Below are 21,126 nucleotides of genomic sequence, written 5' to 3'. Positions count from 1 at the left end.
AAGCTTTTATACAAATATATTAAGAATATAAGAATTTCAGTTTCTATTTTAGAGTTCAAATATGTAGCCGATAGAAAATGAAAAAAAGCTGGTATTTTCATATTCGTAAATAGGATCTAATGAACGAGGCACATTATAAGTATAGGCAAGCTCAAAATCGAAGTTATTTATGTTAAGCATAATAGGGAAAGTTAGTTCTGTATTCATCCAACCAAACTCTGAATTATAGGTGAGTTCATCAGAATCAGTAATATACACCACGTCTTCTGAATCGTAAAAAAAGGATACTTCGGGCACAAACTTAAGGTTGTTAAATGAACCAAAATCTACTATGGTTATAGAGATATAGGCATCCCAATTAAAGGTGGCCTTTGATGCGCTACCAAATAAATAGTTCAAGCTTGCTCGCGTGCCAAACCAATTAAATCTTGCAGTGATACCAGTTTGTAGGTTATTACTGTAAGTAGAAGAAAAATCAAATCCATCATTAATACCAAAATAACGGCTATAGGAAACATTATACCTGAACCATTTCTGCTTCTTTAATGCTTTACCATACCCTAACATTAGGGCATTGTTATAATTAGCTTCTCCGTTAGTACTAAACCAAGTTCCTGAACTTGTACCTAGACCTGCAAAAAATCCCTTAGAGTTAAAATAAGAGATTTGCCCGGCTAAAAAATATTGCGGATCACCAATTTCGCGGCCAGCATAAAAGGTTTTATTACTATAGCTAGTATTTACATATAAAAAGTGATAGGCCTTATCAAGTTTTAAATCCATATTGATTACCTCATCCTCATCGTAGTACATCACTTCATTCAGTACCGAGTCAACATAAGTTTCTTGAGACGGCAGGGTTGATAAACTGCAAAAGCAAAACAGCACTAGCAATAGGCTTTTCATAGAATATATTTAAGAGTAAAAAAAAGTACAGGCGCGGACCTGTACTTCTATGAACTATGGGGAGTGTATAAGGATTATCCGTTTTTACGGTTTCCTTTTTTTCTTGAACGTTCTTTAGCTTGTTTTTTAACCGCTTCTTTTTGTTCATCCGTTAATGTTTCCTTTACTGCTTGGCGATTTTCTTTTACAACTTGTGCATTGGCTTGTCTAAGCTGTTGTTGCTCTTCAGTTAAAGATGCTCTTAATGCTGCTTGCTTTTCTTTTTTACCTAATTCTTTATCTTGCATAATAGCTAACTGCTCCTCTGATAAAGTAGCCTTGAATGCTTCATGATTGGCCTCTTTCTCTGATTTTGATGAAGCAATTAACTCTTTTTGCTCATCGCTTAAGGATTCTTTAAAGTCTTTGCGTTCTTCTTTTTTATGTGCTTTAATAGCCTCTTTTTGTTCGTCGCTTAAAGTAGCTTGTAAAGCCTCACGATTTGCCTCCATACTTTCTTTGTTGGCCTTTCGCATGGTTTGCTGTTCTTCACTTAACGACTCAGCAAAAGCTTTCATTTTTTCATGCTTAGTCATTTCTTTATTTTCTAAAATAGCCAACTGATCTTCTGTTAACGTAGCTTTAAAGGCTTCTCTATTCGTTTTGCTCTCTTCTTTATTCGAAGAAACCATTTCTTTTTGTTCGTCAGTTAAAATTGGAGCTTTAACTTCTTCTTGTGCATTTGCAACAAATGCAGCTGAAAATAACATAACTGCAACACCGAGTACTTTAAGATAATTTTTCATGTAATATTCTTTTAATGATTTAAATTATGAGCGTTTACATGAATACCGCAATAAGGTACTTATACCCTACTTTTTTTTGAAACAAATATTTAAAATACAGAGCGAAAAAAACACTAACCCTTACTTATCAATCACTTACTTCCATTATGAGATAAAAGATTAAAAGTCACTAGTATGATTAGTATAGCAGTTGATGTTAGAAAACGAAACAATATAACATGACAAACCCAACACAAATAATATAGTTAATTATAAGTGTTGGGTTTAAATATTTATAGATGTAATATTACTTCATCTTATTATCAGTACAACTATAAACTGTTTCAACTATTGTTACTTCATTATTAAAATCCTCTAAGTCATCAGGTCCGCTGTAGGTTTTTAATACCTCCCCTTCTAGATTCATCAAAGATACGGAGAAAACCATATCACATAAAGCACCTACATATATTGAGTAATAGACTGTATCTTCCTGATACAAGGCTTTATTAATCCTCATCATACAGATAGAATTCTCATCACATGGAACCTGTAATTCTTTGAACCATTCTTGATCTTGCAAAATAATAGAATTCTCTTTCGACGCATCTTTCTGACATGAGAATATTGACACTACTGCAAATAAGATAATTATTGTTTTTTTCATCGCTTATAGTATTTAGGATAATTAAATATACCATATAGATGCTTACAATTATATAAAGTTGCGTCCACCCCTAAATATGTATCAGTTAACTATATATTTTTACTATAAATAACAGGCATCTTGCCAATCCATTTATTCCATATTGAATTATTTATTATTAGTGATGCCATAAAATGGGCAACATTTATACGGCTTACTTTACCGGCATCAAATATAGCACTACGTATAGGTGAAGGGTACAGCTCGTATCCTGTAACCTTATCATCATTTATTAGGTTATCTGGCCGAACGGCTACCCAATTCACATATGGGTTATTTTGCCCTATTTCTACTCTTAAATAATCTGCGGCTTGTTCATTATCAACATGTGGTGGTAACAACAATCTGAGCAATGCTATTACTATTTTCTGAACAAATGAAATAGGCTCATTTAAATCTCTATTTCTATTACCTGTAGTATTCATCAACACAAATTTCACAGGACTAATTGGAGTATTTATTGCGATGGCCTTGCAGGTCAACTTTACGGCATCTAATACGAGCTTTCGTGGTTTGCCATATATTCCTTTCCAAGATAGATTATGCCCCAAGCACAAAGCTACCGCTTCACATTCCTTACACAATTCAGCCATTTGAGAGGGGCTTAACTCGTTCACCTCTGCATTCTCAATGCGAATATTTTCATTCTGCTTCCAATGCTGTGGAATGTTACTTATAGTTCGAACAACTATCACAAGCTTGTGCCCATTAATTAACAATTGTTCTACTAAATGCTTACCAGTGGCTCCGCTTGCACCTAATACTAATACCTTCATATTGGATTCATGTTAAAATACTATACAATAACACATGAAGCAGGTATGTGTTTATTTTATGAATCATACTTTAATGACCTCTACTGACCTGCACCGCAGACAGGAACGACAGCCCTTTGGTATTGGGTATTAGTGGCGCTTGGTAAGTGGATGCGACAGGGGAGCACACGCATTGCCTAGCAACACTTATACAAAATAATAAAGGCTATAGTGGATGGCGGCTTAAGGTGCCCTAGTTATACCAATACTACATTAAAATGAGCCTTATTCTTTCGTTCTTTTTAACTTATCCATCGTTAAAAGATATCGCCGTAGCTAGGGCTATACCTCATTTTTTTGCCTTGCCTAACCAAAAATATACAAAACAATTTAAGCCTCGCTTTAAAATAGAATTGGTATTATAATTAGAAATATGTATTTACATTGCTAGATTCACAAATTACTAAAGTGATATTATGGCCTATAAAAAAAGCCAAACAGCATCAACTAAAATGGTTGACGTGCCTGGCTTAATGGTATTTTATTTATTCGTTTATTGTACGTTTAGCACAATTGCACTTGCATTTAATGCTTCTTTTCTTGTGGATTTTAAGGGACGAATGTGGGCAATTAAAGTGTAGGACTTCCCGGGCTCTAATTTGGTAATGGTGTTGAAATTAAACTCGAGATTTGCGTATCCGGCATGTGCTTCATAAGTTGCATCAGCAACCTTCTTACCATCGGCATCTTTCAATAAAAAGTGAATATTTCGTTTTTCATTGGCCTTATAGCTCAGTGGGATACTAATATTTTTACTACTTTTCACATTGAGCTCTACTGACTTAAACATTATGTCTTCGTAATAGAGGTTTATTTCTTGCTCTAATGTAACTTCGGTTTCATTGGCCGCAATAGCATCAACTAATTTATAGGCGCGAACCCAATCGTAATAAACGACATTTTTATTTGGATCAGCTAGCTCTTCATCGTTGGGTAATTCAATCCATGGAAAGGGGTAAGTTTCAGAAACCAAACGCATATACATTGGCTTATCGAAGGGTTTATCGCTTACTTTGTTATAGAACTTTTGATATTTTGGTTCGCCATTATCATAATACAGGCTTGCCATGGTTTCATTGTGGCACCATCCGCCATAGGTGTGAAAGTTGGCTGATGCTAATTCTTTATCTTCGAATTTTACTTGCTCTGCTCTGTAATCGTGCTTCTCTTTATCGCTATCGGTTATAAATCAGATAAAAATCCTCTTTTTGTGAGTGAATTAACTAGACATTTTAACACAATAAAAAAAGGCAGGCTCAAAAACTGAACCTGCCTTTCAATATTATAATTAATGCTTTACTCTATAATTTCAGCATCCTCTTCTTTAGTTTCAAGATCTTTCCCTTTTAAATAATCAGGTAATTGCATACCTGCCATATTAAACATCTCTTGCATTGGAGGAATAGATCCCATCATACCAGATAAAAAGTTAGCTGTTGATGTTTTTTCACCATCTTTTCCACCATTACCAGAATCCCAAACCGTAACTTTATCAATCTTAATGTTTTTGATAGCCTCAACCTGAGTAGCAACAAGTTCAGGTAATTTATCAGCAATCATAAGCATTACAGCTTTATCAGCCTCAGAACCGGCAGCATCAACAAGCTTTTTAAAACCTTCTGCTTGTTTAGATAATAACTCAAAGTTACCTTTTGCTTCTGCTTCCATTTTTGCATAAATCGCATCGGCTTGACCTTTTGCATGACGACGGATTTTCTCAGCCTCAGCTTCAGCCTCAATTTCTACACGCTCTTTATCAATTTGTGCAGGAATAATAATATCTGCTTTCTGCGTAGCCGACTCACGCTCGGCACGGTTAATCTCTGCTTGTCGCTCTGCTAAATAAGCTTCTTCAAGGGCTTTTGCAATAGAAACTTTCTCTGCTGCCGATGCTTTTCTTTCAGCTTCTGCTTCGTTCTCTCTTCTGCTTGCATCAGAATTTGCAACTGCTACTTTAGAAAGGTTTTCCCCTTCAACAGCTGTTGCTTCAGCTTTGGCCACTTGCACACGTTGATCTTGCATTGCATTAGCCTCACCAATGGCACCCTCACGGTTTTTCTCAGCTACTGTTTTTTTAGCATCATTAATTGCCTTAGCTGCAGCCTCTTTACCTAACGACTCAATATAACCTGATTCGTCGTTAATATCGGTAACATTAACGTTAATCAACTTTAAACCAACTTTCTTAAGTTCAGCTTCAACATTGGTTGATACTGCTGCAAGGAATTTATCGCGGTTATTGTTAATTTCTTCAATATCCATGGTAGCCACAACCAAACGCAGCTGACCAAAAATGATATCCTTTGCTAAGTTACTAATGGCTTCTTGGCCTAAGCCCAATAACCTTTCGGCAGCGTTATTCATTACGCCCGATTCCGTTGAAACTGCGATAGTAAAAATAGACGGTACATCTACACGAATATTCTGCTTACTTAAAGCATTGGTTAAGTTAATTTCAATTGAAATTGGTGTAAGATCTAAAAAAGAATAATCTTGAATAATTGGCCAAATAAAAGAGGCTCCACCATGAATACACTTGGCTGTTCTTGACTCGTGTCCGCCACCTTTACCTACTTTACCATAAACAACAAGCACCTTATCTGAAGGGCATCGTTTATAACGTTTTAAAAAACTATAAATTAGTGCAAAAACACTAATACCAACTACTGCGGCCAAAATACCTAAGTATTGTCCCATTTCTTCCATAATAAAAAACTATAATTTGGTTACTAATAAAATATCATCGTCAATAACATCAACAATTTTTACGATACTGCCTGTTGATAATTCGCTTGCATCATCGGTTAGCGCATCTAAGGTTTGATACCCTTGCGCTTTAACCTGTATTTTACCCAATGCGCTTCTATTGCTTGGTATGCTTAAATAAACTGTTGCTGTTTTATTTATGGTGCTTGATATGTTGAAATTTCCTTTTTCAGCTAGTTTACTCATACTATAAGCGATATAGGCCATAACAAACATTATAGATAACCCAGCAGCTAGAGCTACCAATATGGTAACGGTGGTAGACCAACCTGAATTTAAGCCCATAATTCCAGTCCACCCAAACATGGTGAAAAATGAGATGAGATTTTTAATGGTTAAGAATTGAAACTCTATATCACTATCTAAATCACCATCGTCAGCATCTCCTCCAAAAAATGTAAGAATGCTTTGAAATAAAAATAATACTGAAAATGGGATTGTAATTACCCAAAGGGTTTTGCCTAATGTAGTGAGATCGAGCCACCAGCTTGAAACATCTAATAAAATCATGATTTAGTATTTAGGGAATTTGATGATTGGTAAATATACTACAGTGCGAATATATGCATAATTATGTAACGCATTTAATATTTACACCTACTTTTGGGCACAAAAAAAGCAGCTTTTATGTAAAGCTGCTCCTAAAAATATAATCCAATAAGTTCTTATGCTGCTATTGGCGCAGGAGCACCCGCAGGACCTTGGTATTCTGAATTTCCGAATCCTAAGATTAACCAAAATATTGGCCCCAAAAATATTAGGCCTAGTGTAAAACCAATTCCTTTACCAAAGCTTTTCGATAATAGGTTAATCATCCAAATGGCAATAATAGGTGATGTTAAAGGAAATATTAGTAACAGAATCCACCATGCTGGTTTACCAACTATCTCAAGTAAAATAATAATCTGGTATATAGGTACAATACATGCCCAACCTGGTTTTTCAGCTTTTGTAAAAGTCTTCCATTGTGCAGCAATAAGTATAAGACTTACTAAAAGCGAAATAATTATAACTCCCACTCCTAAACCAGCGAATAAACCAGCTGAATCTCCGTAATCCATTGTTTCCATAAAATATAAATTAGTTTGTTCTCCTACTCTTAAGGTTTTTCGGTTCCACCCCGCAATAAAACGGATTCTATATTTTGTATCTACGCAAGAAATAAAATATTGTTATGTATAACAATTATTTTTTCATGATAAATTCTATCGGGATATTAAAACGCTTGGCCCAATCGGTTTCCTTATGTGCTTCGCCCTCAAACTTCTTTGTTACCCAATTCTCTGAGCTGTACCCCTTTTTAATTAAAACACTATCAATCATTAACTGATAAGGTTCATATAAACTATCAAGCGTTTCTGTACCATAATCAAAATAAAACTTATGCGTTTCTGCACTTGGCAAGTTATTGCTCATATATGCAGCAAATGCCTTAGGTATTTCTTCGTTTGCAAAGTAAGTACCTGGCCAATGGGTTGATAAACATGCTGCGGCATCAAATACATCTGGATACTCGCAGAGTGCATACATTGATATTAAACCACCCATGCTACTGCCTGCGATAAAAGTGCTCTCCTTGCCCGAATTTGTGCTGTATGTTTTATCAATATATGGCTTTAACTCTTCAATAATAAACTTTAGGTAATTATCCGATAATGGGGCTTGTGCTAAACGTTCTTCGCTTAGCACATTTTTTACTGAATCGCTTAATAAATCGTATGCTTTGCGAGGGAAGTACTCTATGGTTCTAAGTTCACTTATATTCCAAATGCCTACAACAATGGTTGGTTTGATAATTTCATCGCTTATTAGCTGCTGCATGGTTTTATCTACCTCCCACTCTTGTCCATTCCACGTTTTGGTACTATCAAAAAGCATTTGTCCATCGTGCATGTACAAAACGTCATATTGTTTATTGCTAGTATAACCTTCAGGTAACCAAACAGAGATATTTCTATCTTGCACATACTCTGAACTAAAATCTTGAATACTATCTATACGAGAACTTGTGGCAGGTGGTGTACACTTATAAAATGTAAGTGCCATTAAAACAAAAAATAAATATTTCATATCAATTCATATTAAATTAGTGAGTACTATTAAACTCAACATTGTGTACTGTTTTCAGGCCGAATAAACCATCGGCTAAGGTAAAATTAATTTGAGAACCATCTTTTAGCTCCTCATCAATTAAGAAAAAACGCATGCCAATATACTGATCAAATTTGTTATTATCTATAACGATTTCTTTAAAAACTGGCGACCCCATCTTGTAGGTATACCAATGCTGTTGTTCGTGCTGATTGAAAGAAACCCAATAATTAATACAAAAAAACAAATTGACGATTCCAGGAGCTAATAAAAATTTATAATAAACTCTGGTAAAATGACTTTTATATCTTTTACTTAAAAATAAAGCAATGGTAAACGTAAATAAATAGAGCCCTAAAATCACATATATATTTACTAAGGTATTCAGTACTACATTAAAAAACAGAACCCCATTAAGTATAAACAATACCACAAATGTTATTGTCTTTGATTTTAGAGTAGCCTCTTTCTTTATATAAAAACTTCGTAACTTACCCGTACTTAAAGTCCTAACAATAAAACGAAACCACAAAGGAGAAGTAGGTAGTAAAACAATACCTGATATTATTAAAGCTATATTGCCATGTTCAATATATGTAAACACCGGCAGACCTATTATAAGGAATAGTATAAAAATTAAACCAATAAAATCGACCACCACATTTATAGCTTCTGTAGTTTTATAAACATCTGATTTAATATAGGCTTCGTATTTCATTCGCGCATACTCTTGCGCTTTGGCACGTGCTTTTTCCCTCTCTTTTTGTTCCCACTCTTTTTTATAGGCCGCTCGGCGTTGGGCTTGTTGTTGTTTTTGCTTAGCTGTATTTGTATAAGTCCCTGCAGTATTTATCAGAAACTCATAAGCCTCGGTTAATAATACAAACGCTTCGTGCGCATTCTCAGCCTTATTAACATCAGGATGCAATAATTTTGCTTTAGCTCTGAATGCTTTTTTTATTTGAGCTGAAGTTGCATTAGATGTGACTCCTAATATTTGATAATAATTATTCATGTAAGGTTCTTAAGTCGCGCCTAAACTACACAAATAATTTTAATCGTACTTACATCAATCCCTCAACTAAAAACTAGACAAGCTAATTTCATAAAATTCTTTGTTAAGCAAAATCCAATTAAATATATTACACCATTTCAGCGTCTATCTTCCTATTTTTAAGGCAATCTTCAACTTTTTATTGGCTATTGTGAAAACACCAACCAAACTCCCATTTTTGACATGGAGTTTATTGGTCAATTTTTAATTAAAACAAAACTGAGGATACATTACCTCATTTTAGCAACAAGTGTCAAAATAGCCCACTAAACGGGCTTAATATGATTTTAATAAAACTCCAAATTCACCGCATTTTTAAGGCTTTGGTCGGGTCTGCATCGGTACATCGTTGGTACAGGTTTGGTACTTCATTGGTCCCATAGAACCAATAAAATACCAATAAACACCCAACAAAGCACCGAAGAAGGTACTTTGCAGATACAACCTAAGCCCAACCAGAAACCACATTAGCTTCATCATTCATTACCATTGGATATAAAAACAGAAAAACTAGACAAACTGATTATTATCTAATCTGTAAGAAAAAATATGGTTTTAAATATTGAAGAAGAGCTACAATAAAGTTTTTTACCTATCTTTGCGCCATTAAACAAAAGACAGTTCATTTACACCATCCTGTCTATAAACAAAACTAGGGTATGATAAGAAGAATTTCTTTGCGCATTTCTGCGCCATACTTTCGTGTGTTTATAACATTGGTGGCAATTGAGCTTATTCATACTTGAAAAATTAAGTTATGCAAAAGGCTGTTGTATTATTATCGGGCGGTTTAGATTCCGCAGTAGCTTTATATTTGGCTAAAAGTCAAGGATACGAGGTGCATGCTGTATCGTTTGATTATGGTCAGAGACACGAAACAGAACTAAATTACGCTAAAAAAAATGCTGAAAAAGCAGGTGTTGCGGCTCATAAAATAGTAACCCTTAATTTAGGCGATTTTGGTGGATCTTCGTTAACCGATAAAAACATTGAGGTTGAAGATGGTGATGTAAGCCGTACTGATATACCGGTTACCTATGTACCTGCACGTAATATGGTGTTTTTATCCATTGCAGCATCTTATGCTGAAAGTATTGAAGCCCAAAATATATTTATCGGCGTAAGCGAGGTTGATTACTCAGGTTACGTTGATTGCCGTCAGGATTTTATAGATGCCATGGAAGCAGCTATTAATAAAGGTACGGTAATGGGTGCCGAGGACAATAAACCCATTAAAATACATGCTCCTTTTGTTAACAAAACCAAAGCTGAAGAAATTAAACTCGGCATGGAATTAGGTGTAGATTTTAGCTTAACATGGAGTTGCTACCGTGGTGGAGAAAAACCTTGTGGTACTTGTGATAGCTGCCTACTAAGAGCAAAAGCATTTGCTGAAGCTGGGTTTGAAGATGGATTATTGAAATAATAGTGGCTGCAAGAATAGAAGAAATGGAAAAAGTAGTGTTGGTTGGTGAAGGTGTATTTCCTATTGTTAAGGATGCTGATGGGAAGTTGATTGGTGATACTTTGCAAACAGGTTTAGCTGTTGCGGGTACCATACAAGGAGAAGGGAAATTAGCTGGCACGCCCTCTTTATTTATTCGGCTAGCAAGTTGCAATTTGCGCTGCATATGGCAAATGAATGATGGTAGCTTTTGCAAGTGTGATACCTCATACGCCTCATTTAATCCTGATGTAAAAAAGACTTACAACATCAACGAAATTGTTGCCATCGTTAAAAACAATATAGGCAACATGCATCATGTTGTAATTACAGGAGGAGAGCCATTATTACAAAAAAATGGAGTTCTAGCACTCAGTAAAGCTTTAAAAGAAGAGCTTGATGTACATATTACCATTGAATCGAATGGTACCTTGTTTGATGAAGACTTAACAAAGTATGTTGATTTGTTTAGCATCTCACCTAAATTAAGTAACTCAAACCCTACTGCTGAAAAATTGAAATTCTATAATCAAAAAGAGTCCGGTGCCTCTAAATTCCATCACGAGGTTAGACGAAACATTAAGGCGCTTCAGGCCTATGTAAATCATTCGCAAAAAGAAGATATTGATTTACAGCTTAAATTTGTGGTTGGAAAACAGCAAGCCGCTGATGAAATTATTAGCGATTACTTAAATATATTAGACGGTTACAAAAAAGACGACATTCTACTAATGCCGCTGGGTGCTACGCATGAAGAACTTGAGCAATCTATCCCATTGGTATTAAATATGTGCATACAAAATGGTTGGAAATATACACCGCGTATTCACATTGATATTTTTGGTTCTAAACAAGGTGTATAAATATTATATAGCAACTTTATTATTATTCCATGTCAACTCAAGAGCAAATAGAAGGTAAGGTATTAGGCAAACAAATCAATCACCCAAAGCAATATGCCCCTGAAATACTAGTGGCAGTGCCCCGACACCTCAATAGAGAAAGCTATAATATTAAAGATGATAACCTACCTTTTATTGGGTACGACGCTTGGCATGCCTACGAATTATCATTCTTAACTGAGAATGGACTACCTGTTACAGGAATCTTAAAATTAGTTTATCCGTGCGATAGTGAAGCTTTAGTAGAAAGCAAATCATTAAAACTTTACTTGAACTCATTTAACATGGGTAAATATGGTAATAATGCTAAAAACGGAATAAAGCTAATATTAGAAACCGTTACCAAGGACCTTAGTGATTTATTGAATACAATTATCAAAGTTTCATTTCATCAGAACTACAGCACTGAATATGACTTTGACGATTACAAATTACTTGAAGGACAGCTTGAAGCAGATAACATCCTATTTACAGACTATACAGAAACACCATCTTTACTAGGTGGAGAGGTATCTGAAAGCGAACATACTTATAAGATAGCGTCAAACCTTCTTAGAAGCAATTGTAAAATAACGCATCAACCAGATTGGGGAAGTGTATTTATACACATCAAATCTAAGTACACAATAGATTTAGATGGTGTACTCCAATATATTGTATCAATAAGAGATGAAAATCATTTTCATGAAGAAATTTGTGAAATGATATACAAACGATTATTGGATAAATTTGAGCCCAACAATTTAATGGTAGCCTGTTTGTACACCAGACGTGGCGGCATTGATATTTGTCCTGTACGTAGTAATTCCGTAAATCTACTGCCTAAAAACATCATTCAATCACAAACTCTTACAAAACCTGCTTTCCGACAATAATCTTTTTGTACATTTACATTATCCAATATGTAAATGTATATCAATATGCGAATAGCAATAATTGGTGCTGGTGGAGTTGGAGGATATTTTGGAGGTAGATTAGCACAAGGAGGAAATAGCGTTACCATAGTTGCCCGTGGAGCGCATGGTGAACAAATTAAAAAAAGCGGATTACATATAAAAAGTCCAAAAGGGGATACTATTATTACCAACATTCATGTGGTAAAAACAATAGCAGAACTTAAGGACTGTGAGTTAATAATACTCGGCGTAAAAGCTTGGCAAGTTAAAGGTGTTGCAACAGAGCTTTGTAACGTAGTAAATAGTAACACCATCGTAATTCCCTTACAAAATGGAGTACTCGCTGCTAAAGAACTATGCGAATTCCTTCCTACAGAAAATGTAATGGGCGGCTTGTGCAGTATATTTTCTAAAATAGAATCTCCAGGGGTAATTAGTCATATGAGCGCCGAGCCTACCATTGTTTTTGGCGAACTTGATAATTCTATTTCTGAAAGATCCGTACAAATCAAAAAAACTTTCGACGCTGCCCATATCACAAACAAAAACTCAAATTATATCCAAGGTGATACTTGGAAAAAGTTTGTTCTCATTTGCCTTGGCGGATTAGGTGCACTAACACGCTCAAACTATGGAGAATTATTACAAACACCAGAACTCAGAAGCATGCTCATCGAGATGCTAAATGAGATGTATACTGTTGCCATCAGTGAAGGAATAAAATTAAAAGAATCTATTATAGATAACACCATGTCCATAATGGACAATTTTTCACCAGATGCCAATTCTTCAATGGCGAGAGACATATGGAACGGAAAACCATCTGAATTAGAATACCAGAATGGTACGGTTGTAATGCTAGCAGAAAAACAAAAGATTGAAGTACCTGTGAATTACTTTATTTACCAGGCATTATTACCCAGCGAAAAACGATCGAGAAATACAGTTTTAAATTAACAATGTTTAATATAATAGAGCGAGAAAAAAGTACTTATTTAGAACGCTAATGATGCTCCTATGAGGATTTCTCCTTAATTTCTGAAATTGACTAAGATAAGAGATAAACAATTTTCTAATTTCTTATGTTTTATTTTTACTAATGAATCCAAAATAAAATAAATAACACTATCTACAATGAATATCAATAACTCAATGAAATTCACAAGTATCCCATTATTAGTATTTACGCTGATATTATTTGGATGCTCAGGTAAAAAAAGTAATCAACGACCTCCGTTAGAAATCCCCGTTGTTGAGGTTATACAAAAGAAAATCCCTATCACTGATGAGTTTGTTGGACAAACCTATGGTTACTTTGATATTAGCATCAGAGCTCGTGTGGAAGGTTTCCTTGAAGGACTTCATTTTAAAGAAGGAGGTAGAGTTAAGAAAGGTCAGCTATTATATACTATTGATTCTGCACCATTTGATGCAAAACTAGCCGAAGCAAAAAGTAAATTAGCGGAAGCGCAAACACGCTTAGTACAAGCACAAGGCGATTATAATCGTATAAAACCCTTAGCGGAAGAAAAAGCGGTTAGTCAGAGTGAATATGATGCCGCCACCGCAACTCTTGGTGCTGCCAAAGCTTCAGTTACTGCAGCAAAGGCACAAATAAACTTTGCACAAATTGAACTAAGCTACTGTAATATAAAATCTCCCATTAGCGGAATTATTGGAATTACTCAAGCTAAAACAAGTGAATTTGTTGGTCGTGAACCCAACCCTGTAGTTCTAAATGCAGTTTCACGTATTGATACAATCCTTGTTCAGTTTACTATTTCAGAGATGAAATATCTTCAGTTCTTGAAATATGCAAAAAAGAATGCAGATTTATATAAAGGAAAAGATAGTGATAAAGCAATTGAATTACTGTTTGCTGATAACTCTAAACACCCCTATGATGGTAAACTAGATTTTGTTGATCGTAATATTGATCCAACAACGGGTACTATCTTGCTTCAAGCTTCGTTTCCAAACCCAGATTTTACCGTACGCCCTGGATTATTTGCTAAAATAAGATTAATCGTAGATGATGAGTCAGAGCGCATTATTATTCCTCAAAGGTGCATACAAGAACTTCAAGGTCAATTTAGTGTATTAATTGTAGATAGCAAAAACACTTTACAATATAGGGAAATAGAAAAAGGTCCAACTTATGGTGACTTGCAAGTTATTGAAAGCGGATTAGAAGTTGGAGATAAAATTATGCTGGAAGGATTTACACAAGTAAAGTCGGGAATGAAAATCGTTCCAAAATTAGAGGTTTTTAATTCGGTAACATTAAACAAGTAGTAAGATGGGAGAGTTTTTTGTACGCCGACCTATAGTAGCTATGGTAATTGCCATTGTTACTGTTATTGTAGGTGTTATTTCAATATTAGATTTACCAATGGAGCAGTATCCTGATATTACTCCTCCAATGGTAGAAGTGAGAGCTAACTACACAGGAGCCAATGCTTTAAATGTAGAACAATCGGTTGCCACACCACTTGAACAACAAATCAATGGTGTTGATAATATGTTATACATGAAATCCATCAATGCAAATGATGGAACTATGGCCATTCAAATATCATTTGATGTAGGTACTGATCCAGATATGAATACAGTACTGGCTCAAAACAGAGTATCGGCAGCAACAGCGAAATTACCCGAAGAGGTAAAACGTTTAGGTGTTACAACTCAAAAAAGTATGAGTAGTATTATTCTTGCTTTAGGTTTATATTCTGATGGTCGATACGACCAAGAATTTTTGGGAAACTACGCTTTAATTAACATACAAGACATTCTGGCTCGTATTAAGGGTGTTGGACGTGTAAATGTTTTGGGTGCCAGTGACTATTCAATGCGTATTTGGGTACGCCCTGATAGATTATCTCAGACAGGGATCACCGTACCTGAAATAATGGGAGCCATAAAAGAGCAGAATGTTATTGTTCCTGGTGGTAAGTTTGGTGCAGAACCAGCTCCAGAAGGAACTGAATTTACTTATACAGTAACTTTACCGGATAGATTACAAACTGAAGAAGAGTTTGAAAACATTGTTATCCGAACAGATAGTAAAGGCCGACAAGTTCTTTTAAAAGACGTTGCACGTATCGAACTCGGTGTTGAGAGTTATAATACAAGTGCTAAGTACGATACTAAGCCCTGTGCCCTTATCACCATCTATCAAGCTCCAGGTACCAATGCTGTTGACCTTCAAAAGAAGATTCTTGAAACCATGGATGAGTTATCAGAATCCTTCCCTGAAGGTGTTGAATATGATATGGCTCTGGATGCAACCCTACCTATTACCGCAGGTATTCAAGAAATCGCCATCACCTTGCTTATTGCCCTTTTACTGGTAATTTTAGTAGTATACTTATTTATACAAGATTGGAGAGCTACTTTAATCCCAACAATTGCAATTCCTGTATCCTTAATTGGAGCTTTTATAGTATTTCCAATGCTCGGATTTACCATAAACGTACTCTCCTTACTAGGACTTGTACTAGCTATTGGTATTGTTGTGGATGATGCCATTGTAGTGGTTGAAGCGGTGCAAGTTAATATCGCAAATGGTATGGACAGCAAAACAGCTACCATACATGCCATGCGGGAAGTAACTGCACCAGTAATTGCAACAACATTAGTTTTGGTGGCAGTATTTATTCCGGTTGCTGCAATGGGAGGAATTACAGGACGTTTATACCAACAATTTGCTATTACCGTAGCTGTATCTGTTTGCTTTTCTTCTGTAAATGCTCTTACCTTGAGTCCTGCCTTATGTGCATTATTATTGCGTAAACCAACAGAACCTAAAGGCTTGTTAGGTAAGTTCTTTAATGGGTTTAATAAAACATTTGATCGATCATCGGTTAGTTATATGAAGGGAGCAAATCTTTTTGCCTCTAAAATTAAACGAAGTATGATTTATCTTGGCCTATCTGTTGTGGCTATTGTTGCAGTAGGGCAGTTTATTCCAGGTGGCTTTGTTCCTGAAGAGGATCAGGGATATTTAATTGTAAACCTTCAACTACCCAATGCAGCTTCTATTCAACGTACTGATGCTGTAATTGCTAAGGCAACAAAACTTATAGAAGATTTACCAGAAATTAGTGCCATAGCAAGTGCTTCTGGTTTTAATATATTATCAGGTAGTAGTAGTTCAAATTCTGGATTAATGTTTATTCCTTTAAAAAACTGGGAAGAACGGAATATCACAGCAAACGAATTAGCCAGAAAGTTAAATGGTCTCTTCTACATGAATATTAAAGAGGCCCAGGTTTTTGCATTTGGTCCTCCAGCTATTCCTGGATTAGGAAGTGGATCAGGGTTCTCCTTAATGCTACAGGATAAATCTGGACAATCGGTGGAGTATTTGGCAAAAAATACGAACAAGTTTATTGCCAAAGCGAGTGAAAGACCTGAGATCGCAAATGTATTTACCACATTCCGTGAGGCCACTCCTCAAAGAAGGCTAGAAGTAAACCGCGACAAAGCTTTAAAATCAGGTGTTCCTTTGGGTGATTTATATACCACAATTAGTGCCTTTTTAGGTGGTGCATATGTAAACGACTTTAATAAGTTCGGACGCTTATACAAAGCTTATATTCAAGCAGAACCTGAGTATAGAATAAATGAATCACACTTAAACATGTTTTATGTTAAAACTACAGATGGTGCAAGTGTTCCTTTATCCTCACTAGTTAATGTTACTCCAAGTTCTGGACCAGAATACACAAATAGGTATAATCTATACCGCTCTGTTGAATTAACGGGTGCTGCTGCTCCTGGTTATACTTCAGCTCAAGCGTTAGATGCTCTCGAAGAGGTGGCACTTGAGATTTTACCTCCAGGTATGGGCTACGAATGGAGTGGCATGAGTTACCAAGAACGTAAGGCATCTGGATCTGGTAACATAGTATTTGTTTTCGCCTTAGTATTCGTATTCCTTATTCTAGCAGCTCAATATGAGAGTTGGTCGCTGCCATTTAGTATATTATTAGGTACTCCTTTTGCTATTTTGGGTGCAATGCTATTTGTATTTATAGCGCGTTTCTTCAGTACCAGTTTTGAAAATAATGTGTTTATGCAAATCTCTCTTGTAATGCTTATTGCAATGGCTGCTAAAAATGCAATCCTAATTGTGGAGTTTGCCAAAATTAAATTTGATGAAGGACTTAGCTTATATGATGCCGCAATGGAATCTGCCAAGTTAAGATTTAGACCAATTTTAATGACAGCTTTCTCTTTTATTTTAGGAGTATTTCCATTGGTATTAGCTTCTGGAGCTGGTGCCGAAGCACGTAAAGTAATGGGAATGGCATTATTAGGAGGTATGACCATAGCTACTTTGCTAGGTGTATTCTTCTACCCTATGTTCTTTGTATTAATTGGGAAACTAGCTAAGTATGAAGAAAAAAGAGCATTGGAAGCCTCAAGTTCAACAGTTCAAAATCCGACAAAACATGAAGACTAGATTAATATATTTTATTTTTGCGGGCTTACTACTAAACTTATCATCATGCATGGTAGGTCCTAAATTTAGTGCCCCTGAAACGGATAACCCAGAAGTGTTTGCTAATGATAATATCGAGGGTGATTCAACAGTCAGTTTAGAATGGTTTGAAGTATTAGGTGATTCAATACTTATAAACCTCATTGATTCAGCTTTAAGTAATAATAAAAACTTACTTATGGCAGCCTCTCGCATCGAACAATCTCGTGCGTATTTAGGCTTTACCAAAGCAGACATGTATCCTTCATTCGGCTACACATTTGAGAGTCAAGGTGCAAACTTTAATCCTAACACAGGAGCCAAAAGTGATTTTAATATGCACATGGGAGGAGCTAGTGTAAACTGGGAAATTGATTTTTGGGGCAAATTTAGAAGATCAAATCAAGCTGCAAGAGCTGATTTAGTAGCTGATGAATTTGCTAAAGAATGGATAAAACTGACTTTAATTTCTGATGTTGTTGAAGCTTACTTTCAATTGTTAGATTATGATAGAAGGGTAGAGATTTCACAACGTACATTAGATTCTAGAACTGAGTCATTAGAAATTATAGGAAAAAAGTTCTATCGAGGCGTATCACCAGAGCTTGACTATAACCAATCGCAAATTCAACAAGCGATGGCAGCACAAGCTGTTCCTCTTTATAAACGTCAGGTTGCTATTACAGAAAATCGCTTATCAATTCTTTTGGGCCAAAATCCAGGACCAATAATTAGAGAACGAAATACTAATCTTACAATTGATAGTGTCAACATACCCGTTGGTTTGCCGTCAGAATTATTACTACGTCGTGCCGATGTACAAGAAGCCATGCAGCAACTTAAAGCTCAGAATGCTCGTATTGGAGTTGCACAGGCAATGCGTTTTCCTTCAATCAGCTTAACTGGTGTTCTTGGAGTTGTTAGTAACGATTTAAGTACCTTGTTTGATAACGGAGGTATTTATCAAGTGAGTGGTGGTTTATTAGGACCAATATTTCAGTTCGGAAAAAATAAACGAAGAGTTGAAATGGAGCGTGAAAAAACAAACCAACTTAGATTACAATACGAACAAACAGTACTGGTAGCCTTCCAAGAGGTTGAAAATGCTTTAATAAGTGTAAATACCTTAAAAGAAGAATATAAAGCCATTACAGATCAGGTGGAAGCCGCAAAAAGTGCAGCAAACCTTTCTAACAAACGTTATGATGGTGGTGTTACTAGCTTTCTTGAGGTGTTAGATTCTGAAAGATCCTATTTTAATTCTGAAATTACAGCCTCTGAAGTTAGCATGCAGCGATTAAGTGCATATGTACTTCTTTATAAATCATTAGGTGGAGGGTGGAAAATACCCGAAGAGTTAATAGAAGAATAATTAATAGGCCCCAAAAATATTTGCTATTTTTGGGGCTTATTCTCTAAAAATAAAGAACTATTAATCTGATTAATGGTTATAAATTCTAAACATTTATTAAACTAATTATGAAAAAACTTTTAATACTGTCAATTATACTTGTGTCTTTTACACAAATAAATGCTCAAGATAGAATTGCTATCGGACTGAAAGCTGGAATAAATAGCACACAACTAAAACTATCAGAGATTCCTAGTACAGAGCAAATTAAAAACGAAGCAAAAACCGGTGGCTTATTCGGCGCCTATGCTAAACTTCGTTTAATTGGAGCTTTATCTGTACAACCCGAATTATATTATGCTAAAAAGAACACTACTCTATATGATGGAGATATTTCTAGCGAAGGTTCTTTTCAAACTTGGGATATACCTTTATTAGTAAATCTACAATTAATAGATTTAAGTGTTATTAAGATATACGGGATAGCAGGTCCGGTAGCCTCTTTCATCTCAAATGCTAAATTTGAAGAATTTGACTTAACTGAAAATGATTATTCAAGTTCAAATTGGACATTTCAGGCTGGTGCTGGAGTAGAGTTTTGGCGCTTGACAGCAGATTTTAGATATGAATGGGGATTAAAAGATATTTCTGATATTCCAGATTTTGATATCGGCCAAAAAACAGATGTATTTACTTTCACTGTTGGGTTTAAAATCCTCGGAATATAAGCTGAATCAATCCTTCAAAACAAATCAATATGAGAATTAAACATTTATATATCATTACGCTTCTTATTTTTGCAGGTATCTCTTTAAATGCCCAAATAAAAGAGGATAGCACTTATGTAAAACCTACAAAAACCTATATAAAGTATTTAGATCTTAGGTTTGAAAATGGTGCCATGATGGGTAATGGAAATACAATTGGCGACCAATTAATTGAGAGTTCATACTACAATGGTATGGATGTAAGGTTAGGTTTTAGAAAGTCGGATAAAGATGATGTTTATAGCAATGTATACCGTCGCCCCTATTTAGGTGTAGGTTGGTATGCTTCCACCTTCCATAACGAAAGTATCGGAAATCCGAATGCACTATACTTCTTTTTAACGATACCATTTGCTTTTGAGTTTGACGAGCGTCTTACCTTTTCATATACGGCTGCATTTGGTTTATCATATAACTTTAATGCCTTCGATGAAGAAACAAATCCTGAGAATATTTTCCTTGGATCGCGAAACAATTGCTACGTGCATCTAGGATTTTTAGCTAACTATAATTTCAACGAAAGATGGTCGGCTAATGCAACAATTGGATTTAAGCACTTTAGTAATGGTTCTTCAAAACTACCTAACTTAGGTTTAAACTTACTTCCTTTTACTTTAGGTGTTAGCTATAAAATGAATAAAGAACCTGAAATGCAATTATCGCCTGGTACTATAGCAAAATATATGCAACACGATTTAATAAATGTTGCATGGTATAACGGAAGTAAGAACTATACGCAAGGCGAAGAACAAAACTATTACAAAACGGGTATTGGTATTAACTATTTACGCCAAATTAATTACAAATATCGTATTGGTTTAGGGGTTGATGTTTTCTATTCTCCTTACATGGAAGAAAGAGGAGCAGAAGGTAATTCTGTATCCACAGCAATTGTAGGTTCATGGGAATGGGCACTTACCCGTCGTTTATACGTTCCTATTGGCTTAGCGGTTTACCTAAACAGAAACGAAGCTAATGGAGAGAAAGCACCTTATTATGAACGTGTAGGTTTAAGGTACCGAATTACGGATCATTTAAATGCCGGAGTCACTATTAAAGCACACGGTGGGGCTGCGGATTTCTTTGAGTGGACTATTGGATATTCCTTTTATAAAGACCCGAACAAGTATTAATTATAATACATACAAAATAAGAAATGGGCACTTGAAAAATCAAGTG

General features: G+C 35.4%; 20 protein-coding genes. 9 read left to right on the top strand and 11 right to left on the bottom strand.

The annotated features are described in order from the left end of the window. Positions 1-48: 48 nt before the first annotated feature. The 11 genes from QMO11_RS00490 to QMO11_RS00440 form a co-directional block, all read right to left on the bottom strand. Positions 49-906, bottom strand: coding sequence for a hypothetical protein (locus tag QMO11_RS00490; protein ID WP_282035524.1), 858 nt, complete (start codon positions 904-906; stop codon positions 49-51). A gap of 74 nt (positions 907-980) precedes the next feature. Then, a complete protein-coding gene (locus tag QMO11_RS00485) occupies positions 981-1,691 on the bottom strand; it encodes a hypothetical protein (RefSeq protein WP_282035523.1) in 711 nt (236 codons plus the stop codon). A 286-nt stretch (positions 1,692-1,977) separates the two neighbouring features. Next, positions 1,978-2,337, bottom strand: coding sequence for a hypothetical protein (locus tag QMO11_RS00480; RefSeq protein ID WP_282035522.1), 360 nt, complete (start codon positions 2,335-2,337; stop codon positions 1,978-1,980). An 89-nt stretch (positions 2,338-2,426) separates the two neighbouring features. Beyond that, positions 2,427-3,152, bottom strand: coding sequence for an NAD(P)-dependent oxidoreductase (locus QMO11_RS00475; RefSeq protein WP_282035521.1), 726 nt, complete (start codon positions 3,150-3,152; stop codon positions 2,427-2,429). A gap of 532 nt (positions 3,153-3,684) precedes the next feature. Then, positions 3,685-4,260: a LamG domain-containing protein gene (locus QMO11_RS00470; RefSeq protein WP_282035520.1), complete on the bottom strand. Its 576-nt coding sequence runs from the start codon at positions 4,258-4,260 to the stop codon at positions 3,685-3,687. Positions 4,261-4,487: 227 nt separating this feature from the next. Further along, complete coding sequence (locus QMO11_RS00465) at positions 4,488-5,888, bottom strand: flotillin family protein (RefSeq protein ID WP_139314945.1); 1,401 nt, start codon at positions 5,886-5,888, stop codon at positions 4,488-4,490. A gap of 18 nt (positions 5,889-5,906) precedes the next feature. Continuing rightward, on the bottom strand, positions 5,907-6,467 hold the full coding sequence (locus QMO11_RS00460; RefSeq protein WP_282035519.1) for a hypothetical protein: 561 nt from the start codon (positions 6,465-6,467) through the stop codon (positions 5,907-5,909). 155 nt (positions 6,468-6,622) lie between these two features. After that, positions 6,623-7,027 (bottom strand): DUF5684 domain-containing protein, encoded by a 405-nt coding sequence (locus QMO11_RS00455; RefSeq protein ID WP_282035518.1) that lies wholly within the window; start codon positions 7,025-7,027, stop codon positions 6,623-6,625. Positions 7,028-7,142: 115 nt separating this feature from the next. Then, entirely contained in the window at positions 7,143-8,027 is an 885-nt protein-coding gene (locus tag QMO11_RS00450) for an alpha/beta hydrolase (protein WP_282035517.1), read from the bottom strand. Between the two features lie 16 nt (positions 8,028-8,043). After that, a complete protein-coding gene (locus QMO11_RS00445) occupies positions 8,044-9,063 on the bottom strand; it encodes a J domain-containing protein (RefSeq protein ID WP_282035516.1) in 1,020 nt (339 codons plus the stop codon). Positions 9,064-9,417: 354 nt separating this feature from the next. Next, positions 9,418-9,582, bottom strand: coding sequence for a hypothetical protein (locus QMO11_RS00440; RefSeq protein ID WP_282035515.1), 165 nt, complete (start codon positions 9,580-9,582; stop codon positions 9,418-9,420). 277 nt (positions 9,583-9,859) lie between these two features. On the opposite strand from QMO11_RS00440, the gene queC reads away from it, so the two are divergent. The 9 genes from queC (at position 9,860) to QMO11_RS00395 (ending at position 21,080) form a co-directional block, all read left to right on the top strand. Continuing rightward, the gene (queC, locus tag QMO11_RS00435) at positions 9,860-10,528 is read left to right on the top strand and encodes a 7-cyano-7-deazaguanine synthase QueC (RefSeq protein WP_282035514.1); all 669 of its coding nucleotides are present in this window, start codon (positions 9,860-9,862) and stop codon (positions 10,526-10,528) included. A 2-nt stretch (positions 10,529-10,530) separates the two neighbouring features. Next, a complete protein-coding gene (locus tag QMO11_RS00430) occupies positions 10,531-11,409 on the top strand; it encodes a 7-carboxy-7-deazaguanine synthase QueE (protein ID WP_282035513.1) in 879 nt (292 codons plus the stop codon). A 29-nt stretch (positions 11,410-11,438) separates the two neighbouring features. Next, positions 11,439-12,323, top strand: coding sequence for an NADPH-dependent 7-cyano-7-deazaguanine reductase QueF (locus tag QMO11_RS00425; RefSeq protein WP_282035512.1), 885 nt, complete (start codon positions 11,439-11,441; stop codon positions 12,321-12,323). Positions 12,324-12,368: 45 nt separating this feature from the next. Continuing rightward, positions 12,369-13,301: a ketopantoate reductase family protein gene (locus QMO11_RS00420; protein ID WP_282035511.1), complete on the top strand. Its 933-nt coding sequence runs from the start codon at positions 12,369-12,371 to the stop codon at positions 13,299-13,301. 177 nt (positions 13,302-13,478) lie between these two features. Then, positions 13,479-14,639, top strand: a complete 1,161-nt coding sequence (locus tag QMO11_RS00415; protein WP_282035510.1) for an efflux RND transporter periplasmic adaptor subunit — start codon at positions 13,479-13,481, stop codon at positions 14,637-14,639. Positions 14,640-14,643: 4 nt separating this feature from the next. Further along, positions 14,644-17,811 carry an efflux RND transporter permease subunit gene (locus tag QMO11_RS00410; protein ID WP_282035509.1) on the top strand — a complete coding sequence of 1,056 codons (3,168 nt, stop codon included), beginning with the start codon at positions 14,644-14,646 and terminating at the stop codon, positions 17,809-17,811. Continuing rightward, on the top strand, positions 17,801-19,201 hold the full coding sequence (locus QMO11_RS00405; protein ID WP_282035508.1) for an efflux transporter outer membrane subunit: 1,401 nt from the start codon (positions 17,801-17,803) through the stop codon (positions 19,199-19,201). Before QMO11_RS00410 ends, QMO11_RS00405 begins: the two co-directional genes overlap by 11 nt. 107 nt (positions 19,202-19,308) lie before the next feature. Beyond that, positions 19,309-19,908: a porin family protein gene (locus QMO11_RS00400; RefSeq protein ID WP_282035507.1), complete on the top strand. Its 600-nt coding sequence runs from the start codon at positions 19,309-19,311 to the stop codon at positions 19,906-19,908. A gap of 29 nt (positions 19,909-19,937) precedes the next feature. Further along, positions 19,938-21,080 carry an acyloxyacyl hydrolase gene (locus QMO11_RS00395; RefSeq protein ID WP_282035506.1) on the top strand — a complete coding sequence of 381 codons (1,143 nt, stop codon included), beginning with the start codon at positions 19,938-19,940 and terminating at the stop codon, positions 21,078-21,080. Positions 21,081-21,126 lie beyond the last annotated feature (46 nt).

Source organism: Saccharicrinis aurantiacus (genome assembly GCF_947489045.1).
Taxonomy (GTDB): Bacteria; Bacteroidota; Bacteroidia; order Bacteroidales; family Marinilabiliaceae; genus Saccharicrinis; species Saccharicrinis aurantiacus.
Note: the sequence above shows the minus strand (reverse complement) of the source record. Positions and strands in the feature narration are given on the sequence as shown.

What these genes read in the sequence shown, in the direction of transcription:
- QMO11_RS00490 (WP_282035524.1), bottom strand. Translation starts at nt 906, where the DNA reads ATGAAAAGCCTATTGCTAGTGCTGTTTTGCTTTTGCAGTTTATCAACC.
- QMO11_RS00485 (WP_282035523.1), bottom strand. Translation starts at nt 1,691, where the DNA reads ATGAAAAATTATCTTAAAGTACTCGGTGTTGCAGTTATGTTATTTTCA.
- QMO11_RS00480 (WP_282035522.1), bottom strand. Translation starts at nt 2,337, where the DNA reads ATGAAAAAAACAATAATTATCTTATTTGCAGTAGTGTCAATATTCTCA.
- QMO11_RS00475 (WP_282035521.1), bottom strand. Translation starts at nt 3,152, where the DNA reads ATGAAGGTATTAGTATTAGGTGCAAGCGGAGCCACTGGTAAGCATTTA.
- QMO11_RS00470 (WP_282035520.1), bottom strand. Translation starts at nt 4,260, where the DNA reads ATGGCAAGCCTGTATTATGATAATGGCGAACCAAAATATCAAAAGTTC.
- QMO11_RS00465 (WP_139314945.1), bottom strand. Translation starts at nt 5,888, where the DNA reads ATGGGACAATACTTAGGTATTTTGGCCGCAGTAGTTGGTATTAGTGTT.
- QMO11_RS00460 (WP_282035519.1), bottom strand. Translation starts at nt 6,467, where the DNA reads ATGATTTTATTAGATGTTTCAAGCTGGTGGCTCGATCTCACTACATTA.
- QMO11_RS00455 (WP_282035518.1), bottom strand. Translation starts at nt 7,027, where the DNA reads ATGGAAACAATGGATTACGGAGATTCAGCTGGTTTATTCGCTGGTTTA.
- QMO11_RS00450 (WP_282035517.1), bottom strand. Translation starts at nt 8,027, where the DNA reads ATGAAATATTTATTTTTTGTTTTAATGGCACTTACATTTTATAAGTGT.
- QMO11_RS00445 (WP_282035516.1), bottom strand. Translation starts at nt 9,063, where the DNA reads ATGAATAATTATTATCAAATATTAGGAGTCACATCTAATGCAACTTCA.
- QMO11_RS00440 (WP_282035515.1), bottom strand. Translation starts at nt 9,582, where the DNA reads ATGATGAAGCTAATGTGGTTTCTGGTTGGGCTTAGGTTGTATCTGCAA.
- queC (WP_282035514.1), top strand. Translation starts at nt 9,860, where the DNA reads ATGCAAAAGGCTGTTGTATTATTATCGGGCGGTTTAGATTCCGCAGTA.
- QMO11_RS00425 (WP_282035512.1), top strand. Translation starts at nt 11,439, where the DNA reads ATGTCAACTCAAGAGCAAATAGAAGGTAAGGTATTAGGCAAACAAATC.
- QMO11_RS00420 (WP_282035511.1), top strand. Translation starts at nt 12,369, where the DNA reads ATGCGAATAGCAATAATTGGTGCTGGTGGAGTTGGAGGATATTTTGGA.
- QMO11_RS00415 (WP_282035510.1), top strand. Translation starts at nt 13,479, where the DNA reads ATGAATATCAATAACTCAATGAAATTCACAAGTATCCCATTATTAGTA.
- QMO11_RS00410 (WP_282035509.1), top strand. Translation starts at nt 14,644, where the DNA reads ATGGGAGAGTTTTTTGTACGCCGACCTATAGTAGCTATGGTAATTGCC.
- QMO11_RS00405 (WP_282035508.1), top strand. Translation starts at nt 17,801, where the DNA reads ATGAAGACTAGATTAATATATTTTATTTTTGCGGGCTTACTACTAAAC.
- QMO11_RS00400 (WP_282035507.1), top strand. Translation starts at nt 19,309, where the DNA reads ATGAAAAAACTTTTAATACTGTCAATTATACTTGTGTCTTTTACACAA.
- QMO11_RS00395 (WP_282035506.1), top strand. Translation starts at nt 19,938, where the DNA reads ATGAGAATTAAACATTTATATATCATTACGCTTCTTATTTTTGCAGGT.